The sequence below is a fragment of the Enterovibrio paralichthyis genome (genome assembly GCF_019209835.1).
Taxonomy (GTDB): domain Bacteria; phylum Pseudomonadota; class Gammaproteobacteria; order Enterobacterales; family Vibrionaceae; genus Enterovibrio; species Enterovibrio paralichthyis.
The window spans coordinates 181,468-205,103 of sequence record NZ_JAHUTS010000002.1; the positions used below are offsets into that span (position 1 = coordinate 181,468).

At 51.0% G+C, this 23,636-nt stretch carries 21 protein-coding genes; 14 read left to right on the forward strand and 7 right to left on the reverse strand.

What is annotated here, in order from left to right:
• The first annotated feature begins 12 nt into the window (after nt 1-12).
• Nucleotides 13-1,473 carry a DUF2867 domain-containing protein gene (locus KU854_RS03160; protein ID WP_218357029.1) on the forward strand — a complete coding sequence of 487 codons (1,461 nt, stop codon included), beginning with the start codon at nt 13-15 and terminating at the stop codon, nt 1,471-1,473.
• Nucleotides 1,474-1,490: 17 nt separating this feature from the next.
• On the opposite strand, the gene KU854_RS03165 is transcribed toward KU854_RS03160, so the two are convergent.
• The 3 genes from KU854_RS03165 to rsuA form a co-directional block, all read right to left on the reverse strand.
• A complete protein-coding gene (locus KU854_RS03165) occupies nt 1,491-2,144 on the reverse strand; it encodes a DUF2913 family protein (RefSeq protein ID WP_218357030.1) in 654 nt (217 codons plus the stop codon).
• Between the two features lie 5 nt (nt 2,145-2,149).
• Nucleotides 2,150-3,349, reverse strand: coding sequence for a Bcr/CflA family multidrug efflux MFS transporter (locus tag KU854_RS03170; RefSeq protein WP_218357031.1), 1,200 nt, complete (start codon nt 3,347-3,349; stop codon nt 2,150-2,152).
• Nucleotides 3,350-3,600: 251 nt separating this feature from the next.
• Nucleotides 3,601-4,305 carry a 16S rRNA pseudouridine(516) synthase RsuA gene (gene rsuA / locus KU854_RS03175; RefSeq protein WP_054779274.1) on the reverse strand — a complete coding sequence of 235 codons (705 nt, stop codon included), beginning with the start codon at nt 4,303-4,305 and terminating at the stop codon, nt 3,601-3,603.
• A gap of 256 nt (nt 4,306-4,561) precedes the next feature.
• Between rsuA and KU854_RS03180 the strand changes: the two genes are divergently transcribed.
• The 3 genes from KU854_RS03180 to rplY all read left to right on the forward strand — a co-directional run bounded on the left by KU854_RS03180 (nt 4,562) and on the right by rplY (nt 7,340).
• Nucleotides 4,562-5,029, forward strand: a complete 468-nt coding sequence (locus KU854_RS03180; protein WP_218357032.1) for a GNAT family N-acetyltransferase — start codon at nt 4,562-4,564, stop codon at nt 5,027-5,029.
• Between the two features lie 75 nt (nt 5,030-5,104).
• The gene (radD, locus tag KU854_RS03185; protein WP_218357033.1) at nt 5,105-6,880 is read left to right on the forward strand and encodes a DNA repair helicase RadD; all 1,776 of its coding nucleotides are present in this window, start codon (nt 5,105-5,107) and stop codon (nt 6,878-6,880) included.
• Nucleotides 6,881-7,061: 181 nt separating this feature from the next.
• Nucleotides 7,062-7,340 (forward strand): 50S ribosomal protein L25, encoded by a 279-nt coding sequence (gene rplY / locus KU854_RS03190; RefSeq protein ID WP_054779273.1) that lies wholly within the window; start codon nt 7,062-7,064, stop codon nt 7,338-7,340.
• An 80-nt stretch (nt 7,341-7,420) separates the two neighbouring features.
• Here rplY and KU854_RS03195 read toward each other — a convergent pair whose 3' ends face one another.
• The gene (locus KU854_RS03195; RefSeq protein ID WP_054779272.1) at nt 7,421-7,687 is read right to left on the reverse strand and encodes a DUF1289 domain-containing protein; all 267 of its coding nucleotides are present in this window, start codon (nt 7,685-7,687) and stop codon (nt 7,421-7,423) included.
• 297 nt (nt 7,688-7,984) lie between these two features.
• Between KU854_RS03195 and KU854_RS03200 the strand changes: the two genes are divergently transcribed.
• The gene (locus KU854_RS03200) at nt 7,985-8,296 is read left to right on the forward strand and encodes a hypothetical protein (RefSeq protein ID WP_218357034.1); all 312 of its coding nucleotides are present in this window, start codon (nt 7,985-7,987) and stop codon (nt 8,294-8,296) included.
• A gap of 52 nt (nt 8,297-8,348) precedes the next feature.
• Here the strand turns inward: KU854_RS03200 and KU854_RS03205 are convergent, their stop codons facing one another.
• Nucleotides 8,349-10,706 (reverse strand): DNA polymerase II, encoded by a 2,358-nt coding sequence (locus KU854_RS03205; protein ID WP_218357035.1) that lies wholly within the window; start codon nt 10,704-10,706, stop codon nt 8,349-8,351.
• Nucleotides 10,707-10,888: 182 nt separating this feature from the next.
• Between KU854_RS03205 and KU854_RS03210 the strand changes: the two genes are divergently transcribed.
• From KU854_RS03210 to KU854_RS03235, 6 genes are all read left to right on the forward strand, one after another.
• A complete protein-coding gene (locus KU854_RS03210) occupies nt 10,889-11,632 on the forward strand; it encodes a winged helix-turn-helix domain-containing protein (RefSeq protein WP_218357036.1) in 744 nt (247 codons plus the stop codon).
• The gene (locus tag KU854_RS03215; RefSeq protein ID WP_218357037.1) at nt 11,632-14,127 is read left to right on the forward strand and encodes a PAS-domain containing protein; all 2,496 of its coding nucleotides are present in this window, start codon (nt 11,632-11,634) and stop codon (nt 14,125-14,127) included. Before KU854_RS03210 ends, KU854_RS03215 begins: the two co-directional genes overlap by 1 nt.
• A gap of 98 nt (nt 14,128-14,225) precedes the next feature.
• Nucleotides 14,226-15,248, forward strand: coding sequence for a sugar ABC transporter substrate-binding protein (locus tag KU854_RS03220; protein ID WP_218357038.1), 1,023 nt, complete (start codon nt 14,226-14,228; stop codon nt 15,246-15,248).
• A gap of 85 nt (nt 15,249-15,333) precedes the next feature.
• Entirely contained in the window at nt 15,334-16,389 is a 1,056-nt protein-coding gene (locus tag KU854_RS03225; protein ID WP_255555377.1) for an ABC transporter permease, read from the forward strand.
• Nucleotides 16,386-17,192, forward strand: coding sequence for an ATP-binding cassette domain-containing protein (locus KU854_RS03230; RefSeq protein ID WP_218357039.1), 807 nt, complete (start codon nt 16,386-16,388; stop codon nt 17,190-17,192). Before KU854_RS03225 ends, KU854_RS03230 begins: the two co-directional genes overlap by 4 nt.
• Nucleotides 17,192-18,106 (forward strand): substrate-binding domain-containing protein, encoded by a 915-nt coding sequence (locus tag KU854_RS03235; protein ID WP_218357040.1) that lies wholly within the window; start codon nt 17,192-17,194, stop codon nt 18,104-18,106. The genes KU854_RS03230 and KU854_RS03235 overlap by 1 nt, the downstream gene beginning before the upstream one ends.
• 30 nt (nt 18,107-18,136) lie before the next feature.
• Here the strand turns inward: KU854_RS03235 and KU854_RS03240 are convergent, their stop codons facing one another.
• Nucleotides 18,137-18,994, reverse strand: a complete 858-nt coding sequence (locus tag KU854_RS03240; protein WP_255555397.1) for a DMT family transporter — start codon at nt 18,992-18,994, stop codon at nt 18,137-18,139.
• Between the two features lie 269 nt (nt 18,995-19,263).
• On the opposite strand from KU854_RS03240, the gene KU854_RS03245 reads away from it, so the two are divergent.
• Together KU854_RS03245 and KU854_RS03250 are read left to right on the forward strand one after the other, a co-directional pair.
• Entirely contained in the window at nt 19,264-19,953 is a 690-nt protein-coding gene (locus tag KU854_RS03245; protein ID WP_218357042.1) for a DUF2786 domain-containing protein, read from the forward strand.
• A 288-nt stretch (nt 19,954-20,241) separates the two neighbouring features.
• Nucleotides 20,242-21,228, forward strand: coding sequence for an OmpA family protein (locus KU854_RS03250; protein WP_218357043.1), 987 nt, complete (start codon nt 20,242-20,244; stop codon nt 21,226-21,228).
• A 56-nt stretch (nt 21,229-21,284) separates the two neighbouring features.
• On the opposite strand, the gene KU854_RS03255 is transcribed toward KU854_RS03250, so the two are convergent.
• On the reverse strand, nt 21,285-21,860 hold the full coding sequence (locus KU854_RS03255; RefSeq protein ID WP_218357045.1) for a gamma-glutamylcyclotransferase family protein: 576 nt from the start codon (nt 21,858-21,860) through the stop codon (nt 21,285-21,287).
• 151 nt (nt 21,861-22,011) lie between these two features.
• Between KU854_RS03255 and KU854_RS03260 the strand changes: the two genes are divergently transcribed.
• Complete coding sequence (locus KU854_RS03260; protein ID WP_218357046.1) at nt 22,012-23,505, forward strand: carboxypeptidase M32; 1,494 nt, start codon at nt 22,012-22,014, stop codon at nt 23,503-23,505.
• Nucleotides 23,506-23,636 lie beyond the last annotated feature (131 nt).

Genomic DNA, 23,636 nt, shown 5'->3' on the forward strand with positions numbered 1-23,636 from the left:
ACCAGAGGAAATATGGACAAACCTCGCAAAATTCTGGTCATTGGCGCGACAGGTTATGTCGGCAGCCATTTGGTGCCCGCCTTACTTTCTGAAGGCCATACCGTCATTGCCACCAGCCGCTCGGTCGAAACCCTGCAACAGTTGCGCTGGCACGCTCACCCAAATGTCGAACTCAAACCGTTGGACCTTTCCCAAGAAGGCGATCTTTCAGGCCACCTTAAAGACATAGACGTGGTCTATTACCTGGTTCACGGCATGGGTGCGGGCAACGATTTCTATCAGTATGAACTGAATATGGCACACCAGTTGTCACGTGCCCTGAGCCAAAGCGAGGTGAAACGTGTTATCTACCTGGGTGCGACCCTGCCCGACTCCGCACTCTCGCCACATCTCGCCGCCCGAAAGGCAACGGGCAACATACTCCGGGACAGTGGCATCCAGGTTATTGAGCTGCGTGCGGGCATTATCATTGGTAGCGGGTCTGCTGCATTTGAAGTGATGCGGGATATCGTCTGCAACCTGCCCATTATTACCACGCCGGTTTGGGTCAGGTCACAATCTTGCCCTATTGCGCTCACAACCATGATTGACTACCTGGTAGCCCTGCTCGAATTTTCAGTCACCGGTTCGCCAATATTTGATGCCAAAGGCCCAGAGGCGATCAGCTATGAAGAACAGATGCGCCGATTTGCCCGAATCATCAATAAACGTATTGCCATCATAAAAATGCCGCTGCTGACGCCCCGCATATCCGCGATGTGGCTGACCGTTGTTACCTCGGTGCCGAAGCCTATCGCTGCTGCACTTATAGAAGGACTGAAGCACAATCTAAACCCCAAAGGTAACGACATTGCCGCGCATATCACCCTGCCACTCCTGACATTTGAGCAAGCGGTTGAAACAGCGTTATCCGAAGAGTCGGATGTGGTGAAAAACGATATCTGGGGTTTTGATTCGGACGCGGTTGCCCGGTGGCACAAGGATTATGGCTACTACCCCAAACAGGCCGGGTACGCCGTCGAAACGGATGCTTCTGCGCAAGATCTCTGGCGCAACATCCAAAAAGTCGGCGGCGACGAAGGTTATTTCTTTGGCGATGCGCTGTGGACGCTGCGCGCCTATATGGATGCCGCCATTGGTGGTGACGCGCTGAAAAAGCGTCGTCCGCCGTCTGACACGCTCAATGTCGGCGACTATATCGATAGCTGGAAAGTGATCAAATGTGAACCCAATAGCCATCTGTCGTTGCTGTTTGGCATGAAAGCACCTGGGCTTGGCCGCCTGGAGTTCACAATCAAAGACTTTGGCGACAAGCGTCAGTTAGACATTCGCGCCTGGTGGCATCCTGCCGGCTTTCGTGGCTTGCTTTACTGGTTTGCCATGATGCCCGCCCATCTCTTTATCTTCCGCGGTATGACCTTTGCACTGGCGAAAAAAAGCGGCGCAACGAAAATTATTCCGCTGCGCCGCTAACCAAAGCGTTTTGCCGGTTACGGTTTCAGGCTGTCTGGCAATACCACCAAGGTATCGGCCTGGTTGTTCGGCCAAATCTGGTACTCACCGTGATATTTCACGATCGACTTATAGTCGGTCACTTTGGTCAACAGCAGACCTTTCTGAAGAACGGTTTCGATAAACCAAGGTTCAGGGCCACGAACATACAGGCTAAGCGGTTTAACCAATTCACCCTGATCGTTGAAGCATTTCGCCAAAGCCACACTGCACACAGCAAAAGAATGCTGGCCGTCTGAAATCACGCGCACTTTACGGTTGATTTCGTACTCGGTGTGGATCATCCAGTCCGCCGCTTCAAGCTCGCTTACCAAGGCGTCAAACACGTCACGGGTAACCGGCGCATGTGCATCACCTTCAGGGAAAAAGTGGTGATACACATTTGCGATGTGCAACATCTGCCCTTTGATATTGGCGTTTTTGCCCATGCTGCGTCCCTGTTGGACCCACATAGTCATGTCTTTCGCCACTTTGTTGCCGAAACGCTGTTTTTTGACTGCTTGTGCCACCCAGCGACACAGGAAAGATTCCTCACTGACGGGGTTGTTTTGCACTTTACCTGCGGCTTTTACTTCTTCAAGTTCAGCCAGTGCCGTATCTACGACGGATTTAATTTCGTTGATGTAACTCATTTTTCTTATTTTTTCGCTAAGCCCCAGTAGAACAGGGCGGAGAGAATGGCACACACAGCCATCGCGCCGGTCATCGGCCAGGCTGAGTGGACAGGAATGGCCGCGACTATACCACCAACCACGGTGCCCGTGCCAAACCTCATTGTGCCTGCCAGTGAAGAAGCCGTTCCTGCCAGTTCCGGATAGGTACTTAGCACACAAGCCATTGAGTTACTGCCGACGATAGAAATGGTGCCAACGAAGAAGACAACCGGAATGACGGTGCCCCACAATCCCCAATCAAAAACCTGACCGAAGATCAGCGCAATGCCCGCGGCCAGCTGGATCAGCAAGCCAATTTTCAGCATTCTTTCGCTGCCCATCTTGCGTACAAACTTGCCGTTGATTGTGGTCATAACAATCAGACAGACCACGTTCAGGCCAAACAGATAACCGAAGTTTTGTACGCTGACACCGTAGTAGTCGATGTAAACAAACGAACCCGCAGTCAGGAACGAAAACATCCCTGCAAAGGAAAAACCAGACGAAAAGATATAGCCGACCGACTTACCGGAACGGAGGATTTTCATGTAGTTACGCAGCGTAGAACCAATACGCAGTGGCGGGCGTTTATCCATAGATAACGTTTCGGGGATCAGCGCCATCACCAGCACGATAACCAGTACGGCGAAGCCAGCAAGCAACCAGAAAATAGAGCGCCAGCCGAACCACACCGCCAGATAACCGCCCATCATTGGCGCAGCCAAAGGCGCAACCGTCATCACCAGAGTGATAAATGACATGGTGCGGGCAAAATCTTCACGGTCAAACATGTCGCGGACCAGTGCCTGGATAACCACCGCCGCTGCTGCGCCACAAAAACCCTGAGCGGCACGAACATATGTGAGCGTCTGGATATCAACAGCTAACGCACTGACAATCGCGCCCACAAGGAAGAACGCAATGCCGATGATCAACACAGGGCGACGGCCATAGCTGTCGGAAATCGGCCCGTGGATAAGCTGTCCGATGGCGAAGCCTGCGGTGTAAGCCGCCAATGTTGTCTGTACCTGCCCCGGTGTCACAGCGAGATCGCGTGCAATTTCCGGCATTGCCGGCAAATACATATCGATCGCCAATGGCGTCAGCGCAGCGATAGCGCCCAACACCAGAATCAATAAAAACGTCAGCTGCTGCTGAGGTGGATTAATCGCGTTTGTTGTCATGTATGCCTTGGAAAGAAAAGAAGAAGACAAAAGAAATTGGTGGCTGTTTCTTTGTGAACTAGAAAGCGTGCCTATGCAGATGATAACACCAAGATTCATTCCCATGAGGAAATGATGACTTTCTCAAGATGCTAGCTTGCTGTATATAAAGCGTTTTTTAGGATGTTAAATAGAATTATCCGATTGTTTTGCCTTAAAACGCAAAAAACGCTGTGGGGCAAAACCCCACAGCGTTTTTACAAATCAAGGCATTACTTTTTCGGCATAAACAGCGCGATTTCTTCTTCTGTCAGTTCGCGGTATTCACCCGGTTCCAGATCTGCATCCAGTTCCAGCGCGCCCACAGATTCGCGGTGAAGCCCCACCACTTTGTTACCAACAGCCGCAAACATACGCTTAACCTGGTGGTATTTACCTTCATGGATAGTCAACAGTACTTCTTTCTCGTCAACTTTTTCCATTTGCGCAGGTAAGGTTTCAGTGCGCTCGCCACGCAACTGGATCCCTTCAGCAAAGGTCGCTTCTGTATCTTCAGACACTGGATCGTCCAACCAAACACGGTAGCGCTTGTCGCATTTGTGCTTCGGCGAAGTCACGCGGTGTGACCATTGACCGTCATCCGTCAGCAACAACAGACCTGTGGTATCACAGTCCAGACGACCCGCGATGTGCAGTTTCTCAGGGCTGACGATATCCAGCAGAATGAAAACGGTTGGGTTATGTGCATCTTCATGTGAGCAAACATAACCGGCCGGTTTGTTCATCATGTAGTAACGCGGGCCAGACAGACTCAGCGACATGCCATCAAATTCAACATCAGCATCTTCCGCGATTTTCACCGCGCCGCTCTTAATCACCTCTCCGTCAACCGTTACTCGTTGTTCTTTAAGTAGTCGGGTTGCTTGTGAACGGGTAACGCCCACTGCTTCACAGAGAAATTTGTCTAGCCTTATCATTGGATCAATCCGAAGAAAAAATTAAGGCGCGAAGTATATACCCAAAAGCTGGCGGTATGCAGTTTGTTTTCAGCAAGATCGCGGAGAAAAATTCCCGGCAACTGCGACAATTCCAAACTCAAAAATTGCACTCTGGTTTGTCCGGTCTATAACTAGAAGATGGCGAACTTAACAAAATCGAAACAGTCTAACCCTTAGTTTTCCCATTTATGCTTATAATCCTTCGTCAACTAACTAATTGATCAGGGAAGAATTTATGAAAGTATCGCTGCAATCACCTTCCATAGAATCAATGCCCCGCCTGCTGGAGTTATCCAAACAAATGCACGACCACGAGGCACTGTCTTTTGATGTCGAGCATGTTACCTCCTCCTTCAGCTACCTCATTGGTAATCCCGCACATGGGGACGTCTTCCTCATTGCGCTCGATCAGGACGGTGAGCAGGAAATCATTGGCTATGTGGTACTTTGTTACAGCTTCAGTATTGAGCTGGGTGGACAAATCGCAGTGATCGACCAGATATTCCTTTCCAAAGACTGGCGTCGCCAAGGTGTGGGTTCCCATGTTTTGCCTTCCATTGAAGCACAGGCGAACAGTCGAAACTGCCATGCGGTGATCCTCGAAGTGAACATTGGTAACAGTGGCGCGCGGGAGTTTTACGAGCAATTTGATTACATGCCGCGCCGCCAGCACTGCATTATGGCTAAGCGCCTTCCCCGTTAAGTGCGTTCAATACTGGTCACCGCAAGGTTCGACCGTTACACTGGGCAGCCCTGAATTGGCTGCCTTTTTAATTGCATGTATACCCTTCGTCCTTATCAATCTGACGCTGTAAAAGCCGTCGTCCACTACTTCCGCAAAAACAGCACACCTGCCGTCGCAGTATTGCCGACAGGCGCGGGTAAAAGCCTGGTGATTGCCGAGCTGGCAAAACTGGCGCGTGGCCGCGTTTTGGTGCTGGCTCACGTGAAAGAGCTGGTAGAGCAGAACCACGAAAAGTACGAAGGCTACGGGCTGAAAGGCGGAATTTTCTCAGCTGGGCTTGGCAGAAAAGAAAGCAGCGACAAAGTGGTCTTTGCCTCAGTGCAGTCTGTTGTGCGCAATCTTGACGCATTCAAAGATCAGTTCTCTCTGCTGGTGATTGATGAATGTCACCGCGTTCCGGACAGCGAAGACAGCAGCTACCGCAAAGTGATCAGCCACCTACAGGCGGTGAACCCCGGCATTAAAGTGCTTGGCTTGACCGCTACCCCATATCGCCTGGGGTTAGGGTGGATTTACCAGTTCCATACGGCCGGACGTGTCCGCAGCGAAAAGCCGCGTTTTTTCCGCGACTGTATCTTTGAATTGCCAATCCGTTATCTGCTCGACGAAGGATTTCTGACCGAAGCAAAAATCCTCGATGCGCCGGTATTGAGTTATGACTTCTCTTCCCTGAAAGCGTCACCGACCGGTTTCTATAAAGAAGCGGATCTCGACCGTGTCATTGAAAACGCGCCGCGTGCAACACCGCAAATCGTCACCCAGGTGCTCGACTATGCGCGGGAAAGACACGGCGTGATGGTCTTCGCAGCAACTGTAAAGCATGCGCAGGAAATCCTGACCTTGCTGCCACCTGAGCAGTCAGCATTAGTGATTGGTGACACGGCGCAAGACGAACGAGACCGCATCATTCAACAGTTCAAAAAGCGAGAGATCAAATACCTGGTCAATGTCTCTGTACTGACCACGGGGTTTGATGCCCCTCACGTCGATTTAATTGCCATTTTGCGCCCGACCGAATCGGTAAGCCTGTATCAGCAGATTGCAGGTCGGGGATTACGACTTTCACCGGGGAAAAAGGACTGCTTGATCCTCGACTATGCTGGCAATGTCTATGACCTCTACCAGCCTGAGATTGGGGATCCAAAACCGGACAGTGACAGCGAAATTGTCACCGTGCCCTGCCCAGCGTGCGGGTTTAACAACAACTTCTGGGGCAAGCTCGATAGCAATGGCTTTTTGATTGAGCACTATGGGCGACGCTGTCAGGGCTTTTTTGAAGATGATGACGGCGAACGAGAAATCTGCGGATACCGCTTCCGTGCCAAGTTTTGCAGCGAATGTGGCGCAGATAACGATATCGCCGCCCGCCGCTGCCACCAGTGCGACCATGCCCTTGTCGACCCGGATAAAAAACTGCGTGATGCCCTGAAACTCAAAGACGCCATGATAATGGCCTGTGCCGACATGCGCCTGACCGCCGGAAAGAACAAGTTCGATAAACCACAATTGAAAGTGACATACATTGGACAGGACGGCGCTGAGATCCACGAAGTCTGGCCGCTATCGACCAAAAGGCAGAAAGAAGAGTTTCTTGCTAAGTTTATCAACCCACATTTGGTTGACAGGCATCGCCCGTTTACTGACACCGCACCTTCGAAAATTGTCCGCGCTGAGCACAGGCTGCGTTTTCCTGATTTTGTGGTAGCAAGAAAGAACGGCCGCTTCTGGGCAATCCGCGACAAGATATTCGACCTCAACCAATTCGCCTCACAGCAAGAGGTTCAAACCATGCTGACCAACGTGGCGTAGTGCCGGATTTGCGCAGGAATAAAGCGGTTAGCGCATTTCACCATCAATTGCGCACTAAATTGCTGGGATAGCTTGTTATTACCCAATCTCAATGTTAGTATCCGCGCTCGATTTACTTGGTACTCAGTTTGGTCGCAAATCTGAGTGCATTTTTCCAACTCTCTATATAAGAGTATTTATTATGAAATTCGAAGCAGTAGTACGTACTGAGCAGGGTAAAGGTGCGAGCCGCCGCCTGCGTCACGCTGATCAATTCCCAGCAGTAGTTTACGGTGGCGAAGCAGCTCCAGTTGCAATCGCTCTGGAACACGCTAAAGTGATCACTCAAATGGACAAACCAGAATTCTACGAAGCGATTACTCTGGTAATCGACGGCGCGGAAGTTAAGGTTAAGCCACAAGACATCCAACGTCACCCATTCAAGCCAAAAGTTATGCACATGGACTTCGTTCGCATCTAATTGCGTCTGAGCTTGAATTGAAAAAGCGCCGGTTTCGGCGCTTTTTTTGTATCTATCCCCAAACAAACCACCCCAGCATTTCAGTCATCATCTCCAAACAGAGATTGCTGTGGATTCACCTCTTCTACCCGAGCAGCTTCTGCCTCTTTTGCCAGTTTGGCGCGCATCACCCTTTGATAACGCTGCTTACATAGTCGCACCACATTTCGGCGTTGCTCGCTGGTGAATTCATTCCAGTGAAAGCGTTCATCCCGGCTACGGAAACACCCTTTGCAATACCCTTTGTTGTTCACTTGGCAAACACCGATACAGGGGCTGGGTACGGTAAAGAAATCTAATTGTTCCACCCTTCCTCCAATCGTCGGTGTATAGAAATTTCATTCAAGCGAGTTTTCGCCATAAAAGCAAATTTCATGCGGTAAACCATTGAAAAATGACCCGACCTGGCAGCATACCCACTTAGGTGATTTCAACCATAACAATAAAATAACATTGCGTTTAGTGGTCTAAATTTGTTAAGTTGACCACATAACCTTTTGGGTTATCGCCTTTTAGCAGAACACATCACCATCAGTCACCGGAAGCAAGATGACGAAAAACAAGGTGAAAAAGGCGCAGGGAAGATTGATTTATTAGGAGGAGTTATGCCGTTTTTTGTTCCGTCCGCACAGTCCCAAGAGCATGCAGAGTCTATTTATCAAGCCATTGCTGGCAATGTCGATGCCCCCGTTGGTGACGAGCGAATCGAGACACTGACCTGGGAACATGAAGGTCAGCAAGTGGTCGCCAAAGTGGGTGATAAACTCCCACTCTGTTTTGGCGCAGAAGATGAAGTTATTCTCGCCATTTTTGATTGCGGCGATGTTTATAAGGTCTGCACACCTAACCGTGGTGCCGTCTGTTTTGACCCGGTAGTGGCATCCCGCACCTATGTTTCCAGTGTGGATTTCTTCTAACTCGAAACACTTAAACGGAAAAAACCGGGTTTAACCCGGTTTTTTATCGCCTTCAGAATAAGCCAAGTTGTGGCATTGAAAGCTCATCAAAGTTCTTACCGATAAAAGGCAAAATCCCATCCGCGATAGGTTTTAGCTGTTTATCCACATAATGCTGATAGTCATACGGGCTTTCCAGCGCTTCCAATGGCTCTGGCCCATTAACTGTGATGACATATTCAATCCAGCCACCATGTTGGTATTGCAGAGAGCGCCCCAGCTTCTTGTTCACTTCATCAGCCTTACGCGCGGCTTTAACATGCGGTGGGACATTCTTCTCGTAGTCCGAGAGTTTACGCCGCAGCCGTTTACGGTAGATCAGTTTCTGGTTGTTGTTACCTTGTAACGTATTTTCCACCACCTCCCGGACATAATCATCGATGGCTTCGCCATCGAACACCTTTTGGTAGAGCGTTTGTTGAAACTCCTGCGCCAACGGTGTCCAGTCTGTGCGTACCGTCTCCAGCCCTTTGTATACCATGCGTTTTTCGCCGTGTTTGTCCACCAGCCCCGCGTAGCGCTTCTTGCTCCCGGTATCCTGCCCCCGGATGGTTGGCATCAAAAACTTCTGGTAATGGGTCTCGTATTCAATCTCCAGCGCAGAATCCAATTGGTAGGTGTCGGTAAGGTGCTCTGTCCACCATGCATTGATGTGGTCGACTAACGCATTCCCCACAGCGTCAGCCTCATCATTTTCATAGCGCCGTCCGAGCGAGACAAACGTCGAGTCTGTGTCGCCGTAAATCACCTCATAGCCTTTCGCCTCGATCAATTCCCGCGTCATCTTCATAATTTCATGCCCACGCATTGTGATAGATGACGCCAGACGGTGATCAAAGAAACGGCAACCTGATGAACCCAACACACCGTAAAACGAGTTCATGATGATTTTAATCGCCTGCGAGAAGGCTTTTTCGCCTTGGCCTTTGGCTTCATCACGCGCTTTCCAGAGGTTCTGGATCAGTTCAGGCAGGAAGTGTTTCTCACGGTGGAACACGCCGCCACGAAAACCAGGGACGCTTTCCTCAGCGTGTTTCAACCCTTCAATCAAACCCAGCGGGTCGATAAGGAAAGTGCGGATAATTGAGGGATACAGGGATTTGAAATCCAGCACAAGCACCGAATCATAAAGCCCCGGCTTGCTGTCCATCACATAACCGCCTGGACTCGCTATCCAGTTTTCACTGGCAAGGCTTGGCGCGACATAGCCAGCTCGGTGCAGCCTTGGCATATAAAGGTTGGTAAATGCCGCCACCGAACCACCAATACGGTCAAGCTCAATACCGGTCAGACGTGTTCTTTGGATAAGAAACTCCATCAAGTGCGTGGTATCAAATATGCGGTTTACCAGCACGCAGTCCTGAAGGTTGTATTTTGCCAGCGCCGGTTTGTCATCGCGGTACATGCGGTTGATAGAATCCATACGATCGTATGGATTATCAATTGCCTTACCTTCACCGAACATTTCGCGCGAAACCGATTCCAGCGACCATGAGCGAAAACTGTAGGTGGCGGTTTTCAGTGCATCGATACCATCGATAACCACGCGCCCCGGCAAGGTAATAAAACCCTGACGGCTATTTGAAGAATCACGCCAGTGCGCTTTTTCAAAGCCACGTCCAAGGCGTAAATCGATTTGGTTGAACGCTGCCCGTTTCATCAGCAGGCGGAAGTCAAAATCAATCACGCTCCAACCAACCACCACATCCGGATCGAAAGTGGCAAACCATTGGTTCAACGCTTTCAACAGCGCCAGTTCACTGTCAACCCATTGGATCCAGGGATACTTCGCCGCATCTACAGGTGTTTCACCCACCATGATCACCCGGCTATCCATTGGGCTGTCGAGGCCAATGGAATAGAGCACGCCCTTCTCTGAGCACTCGATATCAAGCGACACCCGCGAAAGCATCGTGGAATACTCAGAGGCCTTCAGCTTCACGTTCCTGAATTCGCTGAACCCCTGTTTGCGCGTGACATTACCCGCAAAGGTGATCCCCCCGCAGATAAAACGCTCCATCAGGTAGCGGTCTGCCAACCGCACATCGGACTCCAGCGCATCCACTTCTTCTGTCTGCAACAACCGACTGGCGCGATTGGCTGCCTGAATGGTGTCGAAGTAAAAACCGACCACATTGCGGTGAGCGAAATCTGTCAGGGGAAGCGTGCGCTGGGTAAAGGGAATAGACGCAGAGGCGAGCAAGCTTGCCGCTTCATTTGACTGCGGTTCATTGACGAAGAAAACCGGCTTTTCACCGGTAATGATGAGCTTGGCAGGGCCATCAGCTGTCTGCAGCCACAATGTAATCTCGGTTTGGTCACCGATATCGCGGCTATGGCGGCTGATAAGAAAACCTTCGTGATACTGCAAATTAGCCTCAGGCTTAGAAAAAACACCGGGATTATAACCCATGACGGCTTTGACGCTGAAAAGATCTGTATGCCTAACCAGTACTTTTCTGTGTGCTTCAACAGAATCTTAATAGATAGCCATTCAATTCAACGACCTATTGCTAGACTTTGTACAAAGCAATGCAGCACAAAGGAAGGCAAATGGCTCAACGCGTCCCCCATATTGTGGTTGTGGATGATGAACAGGATGTCAGGGACGTACTTTCTGACGCACTGTGCCAACTAGGTTACACTGTCACTAGAGCGTCGAACGGCATTGAATTGCAGGCCGCCAGCGACGTTGATCTGGCGGTTATCGACCTCCGTCTGAACAATGAAGACGGCTTGCAACTCGCCCGTCAGTTACGCGAATCAACAGACATTCCCATCATGATGCTCACGGGCAAAGGTGACGAAACCGACCGTATCATCGGCCTTGAAGTGGCTGCTGATGACTATATGATGAAGCCGTTCAACCTCCGCGAATTTACCGCCCGCATCAATGCCCTACTCAGACGCGCCCAGCGCAACAATATCAATGCCGAGCCCGTTACGGCTGAAGAGCCTTTCTACCGTTTTGCAGACTGGACACTCAACCTTTCACGCCGCACTCTTACGCGCGAAGACGGCTATGCCCCCGACCTGACCTATGGTGAGTTTTCACTGCTTGAGGCTTTCCTTTCTGCGCCGCAGCGGGTGTTGTCGCGTGAACAGCTAATGGCGAAGACCCACGGGTACGACAGCGACTCCCTCGACCGTACCATAGACGTATTAGTGGTACGTCTTCGCCGTAAAATCGAAGCCAATCCCCGCATTCCCCAGCTAATCAAAACCGAACGTGGCGTGGGTTACCGGTTTGATTGCAGCGTCACTAAACTCTGTGTCTCAGCGGAAAGCCAAGGCTAATGCGCGGAAACAGTATTCGTCCGCACCTGATGCTTACCCTATCAGCGCTTCTGTTGCTGACCATGCTGATGGCGGGGTTTTCGCTGTTCACCCTTTGGAAAAACCAGTTCCTGCTTGATGAAGTTACCGAATCCACACTGGCTGACACGCAAATCGCCCTCAACCTTTCTGAAGGTGTCGCCCAAATCGCTGCGATGGCGCCCTACACGGCGTCTTCTGCCCGGCCTTTTCAAGTGCAAAATGAAAAGGTTCAGCTGACCGCCCGTTCGGAAGCACTTAAACGTGACGCTGCAAAACTCACCAAGCCGGAATACGCCAATGAGTTGGGTAAACGGGTGAACGAAGTTGAAACTGCCCTGAACACCTTGATGTCCAACGTCGAACAGGAGTTGTATATCCGTGAAGACCTGATGGCGCAGCAATTTAACCTGGATGATTTGCGTCACTACCCCTTCGCCGACGGGTTCACCAACGCCTTTGTCGCCGATCCAACCCGGATCCCAGAAGGCTGGCTTACCCAGCTTCAGCGCCACGTCGAAGGTGCAAGCCTGCAAAACCCGACCCTGCGTAACAATGTCATGCCTGTGCTTGCCAACCTTGCGCGGAGCAGCCGCCAAATCGAAGTATTACGCGCCGAAAACGCCTACCTGCTTGCCGCTATCCGTGCACAATCAGGACGTATGGCTGACTATGTGCGTACTATCGTGTTAGATCACCAACAGAAAATCAGCCTTCAGCAGGCACAGGCAAAAGACGCTATCAACCAGGTGACCTTGCTGATGGGGATTATTCTGGTATCGCTGTGTGTGGGGGTGTTTTATATCTATCGCTTCAACGATGCCATGGCGCGTGATCTTCAACTGGTTACCAACGAAATGCTTGCGCTGGCCAGCGGCAATACCGGTCACGAGCCCGTCACACTGTCACGTCCTGATGAAATCGGCCAGCTGGCCGACGCATTCATCGCCTTTCAACAAAATGCGATTGAAAAAACCAAGGCAACTGAAGACCTCTACCAACAGAAAGTGCTGCTCGAAACCTTGTTCAACGAAATGCAAGACGGCCTCAGCGCCTTTGACAATAACAACCGCCTGCTGGCATGGAACCGCCAGTACGCCCAACTGCTAGGTATTGACGACGCAGAACTCCATGTTGGTATGACGCTGCGCGACATACATTCAAAGATTGCCCCGTCTCTGATGCAGTATTCGCTGGCGGAGCAAAATGACGAGAACACATTGCAACGCCAGAGAAGCCCGCAGGTATTCGAACGCCAGTTCAAGGATGGGCGCATCATTGAATACCGCAGCCAGCCTATTCCCTCCGGTGGTTTTATTACCCTGTACCGTGACTTGACCGAGAAACGCCAGATAGACCTGAAACTGCGGCAAGCGCAGAAGATGGAAACCCTCGGCCAGTTGACCGGCGGTATCGCCCACGACTTCAACAACCTGCTCTCCGCATTGAGTGGCAACCTTGAGTTGTTGGATATGTCAGCGCGGCTGGATGACGCTAACCGCATTTACCTTAACCGCGCCCTTTCGGTGACGGAAAAAGGCAGTCAGCTTATCGAACGCCTGTTGGCTTTCAGCCGCCGCGAACCGCTTCATCCTGAGAAGGTTGAACTGGAACAAACTTTGATTGAGCTTTCCGATTTACTCGAATATACCCTCGACAACAAATCCCGCCTTGTGCTGCAACTGGCGGAACAGGAAAGCTCTGTCTTTGTCGATAAGAGTGGTTTGGAAAATTCCCTGATTAACCTGTTGCTGAATGCCAATGCCGCCATGACCCGAAGCGGAACAGTCACAGTATCTACCCGCTTGTGCTGCTACCCGGAAAGCCGTTTAAGCGCCGTAGCACTGGAAGTGGAAGATACCGGCAGCGGGATCGACCCCGTGTTGATTGCCAATGTTATGGAGCCATTTTTCACCACCAAGGACAAAGGCCAGGGAAACGGGTTGGGGCTGAGTATGGTTTACGGATTTGTTGAGCAATCCGGCGGCACTGTCACCATTGACTCGACACTGGGTATCGGCACCAGGGTTACCCTGATATTGCCCGTTTCCTATTCGCCCGTTGAAAAGGTACCGGATGACGTACTTCCGGCTCAGGACGTCGATTGGTCGCAACGCCACATTCTTTTAGTGGATGACGACACAGATGTCGCCCTGCCGATAAAAACCCTGCTCGAGCATGAGGGCGCACAGGTAACCCTCGTCAATGCCGCCAAAGATGCCCTTTCTTACCTTGCACTGCACCCGGTAGATCTTGTGCTCAGTGACATAAACCTTGGGGGAAGTGAAACCGGCATCTGGTTGAAGTCAGCACTGTCCCAAAACCAACCTGAATTACCGGTGCTATTGATGTCAGGATTGCCTAGAACCCAGCTTGCAGAGCAATTTGGCTATCCGCAAAGCTGGCCGTTGATCACAAAACCGATAACACGCAAAACACTCATCTCTGCGCTTACCCACCAAATATCAGCGTGTTAGCCCAATTGTTTCAATTGTTAATGAAGCGCTTGCGCGTTTGAAATCATTCATTCGTTTTCGTTTGCCAATGTCTTTGTGACTACACAAGGAGATCTGCTATGAAATCGCTGTTACGTAAATCTATGCTCGCTGCCATGATCGCGTCCCTGCCAATGGCACAAGCTGCGGCAGAAGAAGTGCTGGTAGGACTGATTACCAAAACCAACACCAACCCTTTCTTCGTTAAGATGAAAGAAGGTGCACAACAATCTGCCGATCAACTGGGCGCAAAACTGAGTTCATTCTCTGGTCGTTTTGATGGGGATACCGATTCACAGGTTCAGGCCATTGAAAACCTGGTCGCTGCCGGTGCAAAAGGCATCTTGATCACCCCAAGTGATCCACAGGCATTGGCCCCGGCAGTAAAACGTGCCCGTGATGCCGGTGTGCTGGTTATCGCGCTGGACACCCCTTTCTCTCCGGCAAGCGTGGCTGATGCAACTTTTGCGACAGACAACTTTAAAGCTGGCCAACTGATCGGCGAGTGGGCAAAAGCCAAAATGGGCGACGATGCCAAGAATGCAAAAATTGCGCTGCTGGATTTGAGCACAGCAAACGTCACGGTTGATGTGGCCCGTGACCAGGGCTTCCTGACAGGTTTCGGCATTGACACCAAAAACCCAAGCATCAACCGCGATGAAGACGATGCTCGCATTGTCGGTAACGATGTTACCCAAGGCTCTGAAGAAGGTGGCCGTCGTGCGATGGAAAACCTGCTGCAAAAAGACCCTGAAATCAACCTTGTTTACACCATCAACGAACCAGCTGCGGCGGGTGCGTATGAAGCCCTGAAAGCGGTTGGCCGTGAAGATGATGTGATCATCGTATCTGTCGATGGTGGCTGTCCTGGCGTGGATAACGTGGGTGCTGGCGTGATTGGTGCAACCTCAATGCAGTTCCCGCTGCGCATGGCGTCACTGGGGGTTGAAGCTGTCGTGGAATACGCGAAATCTGGCGTAAAACCTGGCGCAACACCGGGCAAAGCGTTCTTTGATACCGGCGTAGAGCTGATCACTGACGAGCCCGTAGAAGGCGTTGAGTCATCTACCGCCAAAGAAGGCAAAAGCAAGTGTTGGGGTTAACCCATGCCTGACAGAGAGGGCGTAATGCCCTCTCTTCGTTTTGACATCGCTTATTTCAGCTCAAGGACGCACGCAGGAGCGCAACATGTCATCTTCTCCCCAGAATTCACAATCAGACAACAGCCGCAAGCTCGGTGATCATTTCGGGCACGAAGCGGGATTCGGCCAGAGGATACAGTTGTACCTTCACAACCACCCGACCGCCGCCCCCTTTTTCGTGCTCATTATTGCCATCGCTTTTTTCTCCACACTGGTTGGCGACCGTTTCTTCCACCCTTTTAACCTGTCGCTGGTTCTGCAGCAGGTGACCATCATCGGGGTGATTGGTATCGCGCAGACGCTGATCATCTTAACCGCCGGGATAGACCTTTCTGTCGGTGCCATCATGGTATTAACGTCCGTCGTTATGGGGCGTGTTGCGATAGATTTCGGTCTGCCCGCCCCGATAGCCCTATTAGCCGGACTCTCAGTCGGTGCGCTTTGTGGTGCCGTAAACGGTTGGCTGGTTTCTAAAATCAAGCTGCCGCCGTTTATTGCCACGCTCGGCACTTGGAACGTCTTTTTCGCCCTCAATCTTTGGTATTCCAACAGCCAGACCATTCGATCACAGGTACTGGCGCAGGAAGCACCGCTGCTGCAATGGCTGGGACAAACTATTGATGTATTCGGCGCCCGGATCGCCTATAGCTCCATATTCATGCTGCTGCTGTTCGTTATCGTCTGGTATGCCCTGAACTGGACAGCGTGGGGTCGCCACGTTTATGCAACCGGTGACGACCCGGATGCCGCGCGCCTCGCCGGTATCCGCACCAAACGCATTTTGATGTCGGTGTACATCATTGCCGGTGTGATATGTGGACTTGCGGCCTGGGTATTGATCGGCCGGATTGGTTCGGTAAGCCCACAAGCGGGCTACACCGCCAACCTTGATTCCATCACCGCCGTGGTCATCGGCGGCACCAGTCTGTTTGGTGGACGCGGTTCAATCTTCGGCACCCTCATTGGTGCATTGATCGTTGGCGTGTTCCGGAACGGGTTGGCACTGCTTGGCGTGGATGTACTTTGGCAGGAATTTACCGTCGGTATTTTGATCATCGTCGCCGTGAGTATCGACCAGTGGATCAGGAGGGTCGCAGCATGAGTTCAACGACACAAACCCCCGTACTGCAGGCACGAGGCCTGGTTAAACGCTATGGCCGCGTGACAGCACTGGACGGTGCAGATTTCGAATTGATGCCAGGCGAGATTCTTGCGGTTATTGGTGATAACGGTGCAGGTAAATCCAGCCTGATCAAAGCCCTTTCAGGCGCGCTGATACCGGATGCCGGTGAAATTATGCTGGATGGAAAACCGGTAAGCTTTTCCAACCCAATGGAAGCGCGAGAAGCTGGGATTGAAACGGTTTACCAGAACCTTGCTGTGTCACCCGCACTCAACATTGCCGACAACCTGTTCCTCGGCCGTGAAATTCGCCGCAAAGACTGGACGGGCAAATGGCTGCGGATGCTCGACAAGAAAGCCATGAACGAAAAGGCCAGAGAAAAGCTCACCGAACTGGGACTGATGACCATTCAGGATATCTCCCAGGCAGTGGAAACTTTGTCTGGCGGCCAGCGTCAAGGTGTTGCTGTTGCCCGCTCTGCCCTGTTTGGTTCGAAGGTCGTTATCATGGACGAACCGACGGCGGCGCTGGGCGTGAAAGAATCCCGCCGCGTGCTGGATTTGATCCTAGAGGTTAAAAACCGTGGCTTGCCTGTGGTGCTGATCAGTCACAACATGCCGCACGTGTTTGAGGTGGCAGACAGGGTTCATATTCATCGTCTGGGCAAACGGGTGGACATCATCACGCCCCAGACCCACACTATGAATGATGCTGTTGCCATCATGACCGGCGCAATGGAGCCCGGCACATCTGGCAATCAAGACGAGGTTCAACCCGCCTGATGAGAAAAACGCTGTCGCCGCTGCTGTTATTGCTGCTTTGTTTACCCTTACAGGTTCAGGCAACCATCACTGCCGGCGTCAGCGTTTCTGATCTCAACAACCCCTATTTCGTTACCATGGTTCGCACTATCCGCGATGAAATGACTGCAGTTTTTGGCCGGGATACCCGCCTATTGGTTCGATCCAGCGCCTACGACCACCCCAGACAGGTTCGCCACCTCAAAGAGTTTGAAGCGGAAGCTGTCGACATGATTTTTGTCGTCGCTTCTGATGAACACAAAATTGGCCCTACCGTCAAACAAGTGGTGAAAGACGGCACGCCGGTTTTCGCCATTGACGTGCGCGCTGACGGCGCCACCGCCACTGTCACCACAGATAACATCCAAGCTGGCCGCATTGCCTGTGAAGGTTTGGCAAAAGCCATTGGCGGCACGGGCAATGTCGTCATCATTAACGGGCCGCAAGTGTCATCTGTGATTGAGCGGGTGCAGGGCTGTAAATCCGCGCTCGGAAAATACCCCGCGCTTTCCATGGTAGATGATTCACTAAACGGCACCGCCAGCGTTGAGGGTGGATTAGAGACCATGGCTTACGCGCTACAAGTTTACGATGATATCGCCGGGGTATTTACCATTAACGATCGTACCGCACTTGGTGCAGAGCAGGCGTTGCTTCAGGCCAACTCGCCAGCGCTTATCGTGTCGGTTGATGGCAGTCCAGCGGCCAAATTGGCGCTTTCAGAAAATCGTCGGCACTGGCTTGGGAGTGCAACCCAGTTTCCTGACAAAATGAGCCGGAAAGCAGTGCATATTGCAGCGAAATGGCTGGAAACCGGCAAGGTTGACAGCGTGAATGTGCTAATCCCTACCAAACTGATGACAGCAGAAAACGTTAAGGACTCGTCGGGCTGGTGATTTCAGCATATTGATTCAACACACTGGCGATTAAGTGTCGCTCGTTGAAAGGGCCCGCTTATCCTTGGCCAGAAAGGTGATAGTAATTCCCAGCAAGATAACGCCGCCAGAAATCACCATGCGCAGTGTCAGCCCCTCAGCCAAAAACAGGTAACCTCCCACCGCTGCGATTACCGGCACGGTAAGTTGCATCACCCCAGCTTGTGTCGCCTTAAATTGCACCACAACCCCATACCAGACTGCATAACCGACTGCCGATGCAATGGCACCTGACGCAATTGCCAGCCAAACGCCCTGTTCCGACAGCGCATTCATGGGGATATTCAACAGGAAAAACGGCACCACAAAGAACAGGCTTAGGCGGAAATTGACGCAATTCGCTACCAGTTGCGACACTTTCATCTCTTTACCCAGAACACTGTAAACGCCCCATGCCACACCTGAAATCGCCATTAACCCTGCCCCCCAGGCATTCGGCGCATTCATGCCGGGTGAGACCAAATACCCCAGCCCACAAATCGCGATTAGCGCACCGATATATTCAAGCCCCGATGCACCACCTTCCTTGTAGTGGCTGTAGGCAAACATCGTAAGTTGGACAAACGCAAACAGGATCAATGCGCCCATGCCCGTATCCAGATAGAGATAGGCGAAGGAAAACGCCGCAGCGTAAAGAAACAACATGGCGGCCGCCAGCCAATGTTCCATCGGCCGGTGCAGCAAGTGGCAGTTTTCTTCAGGATCTTTTTTCCTCGGAATGAAGCAAACCAGGGCATACAGCATGGCTGCTCCAGACAAGAGCCGGATTGAGGTAAATGAGGCAGGATCGATATCTGTTTCAGTTAACGCCATACGGCAAAGCACAGAATTTGCAGCAAAGAATGTCATCGCTGCTGCTGCCAGAAGCAGCTTTTTTAAAGAGTGATTTGCCACTGTATTCATACCCTATACGTCGTTAAATTTCCCTTTGCTAATATTGACCGCACACCCATACACAATATTTCACAACAATGAGAATTTACTTAATGAGTCAAAATAATGGGGAACTTTACCGTCAGGCTCTAAGCCTTTGAAATTGGGCTAAAGCGCCTCTGCCTCTTGGTAAAATGCGTCACAACAGGTAAAATACCGCTCCTGTTTTTTCAGTGGTGCCGTGAATGTCTGAAGCTAAACGCAAAGCGCTCAAAAAAATTGCGAAATGCCTGGAACTGAGCAATTCCTCCAACATCAATGAAGCTGCACAAGCCATCAAGATGGCGCAGAGTCTGATGAGAAAGTATGGCTTGGATCAGGATGACATTGACTTTATCAGTATGGGTAAAACCACCTCTGAAACCCTGCTCCCGTCCTCGATCAGCGATGCCATTCTTAAAATCATCCGTGGCATTAACACGCGCTTTGGCGTTGAATGCGTGCTGACCAACCACAAGGGATTGAAGAAAGCAGAGTTCATTGGCGATGCGGACCGCGCGATTTTCGCCGCCTTTGCCTTTGATATCGTTTACCGCGAAATGAACGAGCACATCGGACAGTTCCGAAACAGCTTTCAAGGTACCGGTACATCCCAGACTGAACTGACACGCCGTGTCCATTCTTTCACGCTGGGCTGGCTTGAAGGCGCGCTGGCAAAACTGCCAAACATTGCCCAGGACAGCGACTCAGACAAAAAGATCAAAGATTACATCGACAAACAGTTCGAGAACATTGACCGCGAAACCTTTAAACAGCAACTTCGCGAAGCGATGAAAAACATCACCGACGATTACGAGCGCGGTATGAAGAAAGGAAAGCAGGTTTCCGTCAGCCGCCCAGTATCCGGAGCCGGAGAAATTAAACGCCTTCGATAGGCGTTTTTTTATACCCAAAATCCCACCATTTTGCGTTCTGTAAAATCTTGCAGAATCAAGCAGTCCCAAAAAAATCACGCTTTTTTGAACACTGTTGTATTAAAAAAGCCTGAATTTAATGTTGCGCTATTGTATTGCGGCTCACTCCCACCTAGCCTAGCTTATTAAATCACCACCCTAGTTGGTGATTGAGAAGATTTGCATTTAGCAAACTGTCGGTGGGTGACTCTTCATGTTGTTCCGAAGTCTACCTTCCAAACCCTCTCTAGAAGGAATGGAGAAAGCAAAATGAAAAAAGCAGTGACAAGCCTGGGATTGATTGTGGCCTTGAGTCCTCTGGCAAGCGCAGTAGCACAAGACGATGCAAACTTTTATCTGGGTGGTCGTTTAGGTGTATCCACAATGTCAGATAACTGCCCAGCAGGCGACTGTAACGATACCTCAGAAGGTGCTGGCGGTCTGATCCTGGGTTATGACTTTGGCAACGCTTTCGCTATCGAAGCGACCTATGACTACCTGGGCCATTTTGGCATCAACTACCCAACAACCGGTGCTTCAACCGGTGACCTGACAGCATTCACGCTGGCTCCTAAACTCAGCCTTGCTCTAACTGAAGCAACTGACATTTACGGTAAAGTCGGTGGCGCATGGTGGAACTTCGACAGCGGTTCTGGCAACCAGGACGATATCTCCCTGCTGGGTGCAGTTGGTCTTGATCACCGTGCAAACGACGCAATCAACCTGCGTCTTGAATACCAGTACATCGATGATATGAACAAAGGCTACTTCGATGCGAACAACCACCTGGTGTCTGTGGGTATGACTTACCACTTCGGTCGTAAGTCTGAGCCAGAGCCAATGATGGTTGAAGAAGTCGTTGTAGTAGAAGAAACCGTAGTGGTTGAACCAAAACGCTACGTATTCTCTGAGGCGGATGAAGTTGAGCTGTTTGCCTTCGGTAAATCAGAACTGTCTCCAAACGCAGAACAGTCTCTGGCACCTATGCTGAAACGTCTGCAAGACTTCCCATCATCAGTCGCGATCATCACTGGTCACACTGACAGCGTGGGTTCTGAAGCGTTCAACCAGAAACTGTCTGAAGAGCGTGCACAGTCTGTTGCCGATTACTTCACATCAAACGGCATCAGCGCTGATCGCCTGAGTGTTGTTGGTGCAGGTGAAAGCGATCCAGTAGCGTCTAACGACACTGATGAAGGCCGTGCGAAAAACCGCCGTGTAGACATCGAATCACCAGAGTTTGTTTACGAAGAGTAATCAACGCCGGTAAGAATCAAAGCCACGCTTAATGCGTGGCTTTTTTGTTTCCTGATTCACTCTTCCTGCTTTTTGAAGGCATCCGGAAAGTTCTCCAACAGGGTGTCAATGATACTCCTGTCAGAATCCGCAACACCTGCCACCCGCTGATAAACCGGCGCATGGCGGTCATCCATTCTCGGGAAACCCCAACCATAGGTAGAAGCGATAAACCCCTGGGCAAAATCTGCAGAATATCGCAGGCAACCGGCCAGCACCGTATCCACATAGCTTTGGGCGATAGGCTGAATATGACAGGGGGAAATGACGTCTTCGGTCACGTAGACATAGACAGGCCCATCAATGGTGAAACCCGGCTCAAGCACTTTAACCCGTGATGCTGCAAGCTCCACACGCTGGTAGCCTGCTTCACGGATATCAAAAATCGACAGAGCCTCGTCATCGATATGGATAAGCACGCCATTGCACTCGCCTTCCCCTTCGCGCACAACCAAATGCGACATCACCGGCGAACCGGTTTTACCCCAGTAACGCTGTAATCCACTCACCACCGCTGGCATTGCCTTGCCCGTATCGCCGGTAAGGTTCCGTGAAGCTTCGTTGATCAAACTGCCGTAGCCAAATATATACATACACCCGTCATCTATTTGCTTCTTTTCATACAGAATAATCCCTGACAACGTGCTACTGTCAACCATTCTTAGTGAAACTTCTCGCTATGCCATACACTAAACCCATTCAGCCAACGCATTCAAAAAAACGATTCCCGATATGGATAAAACAATGACTTCAATGGATAAACTGAATACCCAATTCCAGAAGCTTGCCAACTACCGTCACCTCTCCGCGATTTGTGGCTGGGATCAGGCAGCGATGATGCCAGACGGTGGCAATGAAGCCCGCGCCCGCGCCATGAGTGAATTGGCGGTACTTTGCCATGAAACGCTGACAGCAGACGAAGTTGGACAGTGGATTGCAGACGCAGAAGCAAATAGCAGCACATTGAGTGCAGAACAAAACGTGGAGCTTCGCGAGATGAAACGCCAGTGGCTTCAGGCCTCTGCGTTGCCTTCAGAGCTGGTAAAAGCCAAGTCCAACGCTGGCTCTAAGTGTGAACACGGATGGCGCACGCAACGTAAAGCCAATGATTGGAATAACTTTGCGCCCAACTTGAAAGAAGTGGTGAAGCTTTCACGTGAAGAAGCGCAAATACGCGCAGAGAAAACCGGTCTCTCGCCTTACAACGCCATGCTGGATCTTTACGAGCCGGGCATGACCACAGACAAACTGGATGTCATTTTCGGTGAGTTAAAATCCTGGTTGCCAGACCTGACCAAACAAATCATCGAAAAACAGAAATCCACCCAGGTGCAGCAGCCACAAGGCCCGTTCGACACTGAAAAACAAGCTGCACTTGGCAAAACCTTTATGGGCATTCTGGGATTTGACTTTAACCATGGCCGCTTGGATGTCAGCATGCACCCATTCTGTGGCGGCGTGCCGGAAGATGTCCGCATCACCACCCGCTACAACGAAGATGATTTCACCTCTGCCATCATGGGTGTGATCCACGAAACCGGCCATGCGCGCTACGAGCAAGGACTGCCAAAAGCCCTTTCCGGCATGCCAAGCGGTGAAGCGCGTTCAATGGGTATCCACGAAAGCCAGAGCCTGTTTTTTGAAATGCAGCTGGCACGCAACCCGGCTTTTGTCGCCCATTTAGTAAAATTCGCCAAGGAAACCTTCGGCCGCGAATCCGATCCCGCGTTTGCAGAAGCCAACATGGACGCAATCTATAAACGTGTTGAGCCTGGTTACATTCGCGTGGACGCCGATGAAGTCACCTACCCTGCGCATATCATCCTGCGCTATGAACTCGAACGCGCGTTAATTGAAGGCAGCATTGAGGTTGAAGACATTCCCGTCATCTGGAATCAAAAGATGCAGGAATACCTGAACATCAATACCGAAGGCAACTACACCAACGGTTGTATGCAGGATATTCATTGGTGTGATGGAAGCTTTGGGTACTTTCCAAGCTACACGTTAGGCGCCATGTATGCCGCCCAATTTATGGCTGCAATGCGTAAAACGGTAGATGTGGACGAGTGCATTCGCACACTGAAAATGGAACCTATTTGGGCATGGCTTGAAGAGAACATTTGGTCAAAAGGCTCTACCCTTACGACCGATGAGTTAGTGATTCAGGCGACGGGTGAACCACTCAATCCAGAGTATTTCAAACAGCATCTAATCGAGCGTTACCTGAATAATTGATGAAAACCACCAGCGCAGCTAAAGGCTGCGCTGATTGGTTATGGGACAGAGATAAGGAAGCGGCTTTGATCATTTAGATAGCCACAACGAGCGTATCACTTGTGTATTGCCCTCTATATTGTTTCAGGGAA